Raw genomic sequence first — 1,641 nt, forward strand, 5'->3', positions numbered from 1 at the left:
TATGATTTAATAGTGACAGGAGACCTTGGTCAAATTGGACATGATATTTCACTTGAACTATTTCATAAACACGGCACCCCTATTCGCGAAGAACAGTATCAAGATTGCGGGCTCATGATCTACCGGGAAGAACAGCCGGTCTTATCTGGAGCGAGTGGTGCAGGATGTTCCGCGACCGTCGTTTACGGCCATTTGTTAAACCGAATGAAAAAAGGGGAGTTAAAACGAATGCTAGTGGTCGCAACGGGTGCTTTGTTATCACCCTTATCCTTTCAGCAAAACGAAACCATTCCTTGTATCGCACATGCTGTGTCGATTGAATACGAAAACGGGCCATAAATGGCATTTTTCTTATCTGAAGAAGCTTTTTTATTATATTGACTTCTTTGGACAAAAAAGCTGTCAATAAACGGCTGCGACACCAAAATCTCAATTTTTGTATGGGAAATCATTTTTCGGTTTTTAGAAAATTTTCTCTGTTCATATGTAAATAGGAGATGCCTAAAACTAAAAGGTGTAAGGAGAGGATACGATGACCATTGCATCGGAAGTGAAACAATGTATGGCCAGCCTTAAAGGGGTAGAAGCTAGCCTGTCCAGTTTAGCATTGCGCACCCAAGATGACGAATCAAAACGTACATTACATGAAACGATGATGATCGTCCATGAAGTGGTGGAAGATATCAAAAACCGTGTTGGAGAGTTGGAACGTGAAGAAACTCAGTACAAAGGGTTTTAAGATCACCTATTCTTTTGATGGAGGTGTTGCGTTGTGCCCAATTGGTTAGATGTTGTGATACGGTCCATATTGTTTATGATTATTCTTTTTTTAATCACAAAATGGCTGGGGAAAAAACAAATATCTCAACTTTCTTTTTTTGAATATGTAAATGGTATCACCATCGGGAGTATAGGAGCAGAGGTTGTGACTGGACTTGAGCAAAAAATCTCATTGGGGATCATAGCGATCATCACTTGTGCGGCTATCCCTTTTTTGGCGGGCCTGTTATCGTTAAAGAGCAAAGGGTTCCGCGGCTTTATTGAAGGAAAAGGGTCGATTTTTATCAAAGATGGAAAAATCATGGAAGACAATTTAAAAAAGGAAAGATACTCGACAGATGAGTTGTTGGAATTGCTTAGAAAGAAAAACGTTTTTCAGGTGTCGGATGTGGAATTTGCCGTTTTAGAGCCAACGGGAGATTTATCTGTCTTATTGAAGAAAGAAAATCAACCTTTGACGGCAAAAGATTTGAATATGTCGGTTGCTACGGTGAAGGAGCCTCAGACGGTTATTATGGACGGAAAAATACTGGATGAGCCGCTCACCACGATTGGCCGAAGCAGGAGATGGCTAATCACGGAACTGGAAAAACTGGGAGTGACTATCGATAATGTTTTTCTTGGACAGGTCAATTCCTATGGCGAATTAACGGTCGATCTTTATGATGATAAGCTTAAAGTTCCATCTCCGCAAGAAAGACCATTGATTCTCGCCACTATGAAAAAATGCCAGGCCGATTTAGAGTCATTTGCCCTTGGAACCGAAAATAAAGAAGCTAAGGAACTATACAGGAAAAATAGCGAAAAATTGCAAAAAGCAATTGAGAAAGTATCCCCTATATTAAGAAATTAGAACGTGTG

The 1,641-nt window shown here is 40.2% G+C and carries 2 protein-coding genes and 1 pseudogene; all 3 read left to right on the forward strand.

Annotation, left to right across the window (positions count from 1 at the left end; translation table 11 throughout):
• Positions 1-339, forward strand: a pseudogene (locus IC21_RS12295) (stage V sporulation protein AD); the annotation flags it as partial.
• A 193-nt stretch (positions 340-532) separates the two neighbouring features.
• A complete protein-coding gene (locus IC21_RS12300; RefSeq protein WP_003353238.1) occupies positions 533-739 on the forward strand; it encodes a DUF1657 domain-containing protein in 207 nt (68 codons plus the stop codon).
• Positions 740-772: 33 nt separating this feature from the next.
• Entirely contained in the window at positions 773-1,633 is an 861-nt protein-coding gene (locus IC21_RS12305; RefSeq protein WP_003353237.1) for a DUF421 domain-containing protein, read from the forward strand.
• The last annotated feature ends 8 nt before the right edge of the window (positions 1,634-1,641 follow it).

This window comes from Heyndrickxia coagulans DSM 1 = ATCC 7050, assembly GCF_000290615.1.
Lineage (GTDB): Bacteria > Bacillota > Bacilli > Bacillales > Bacillaceae_C > Weizmannia > Weizmannia coagulans.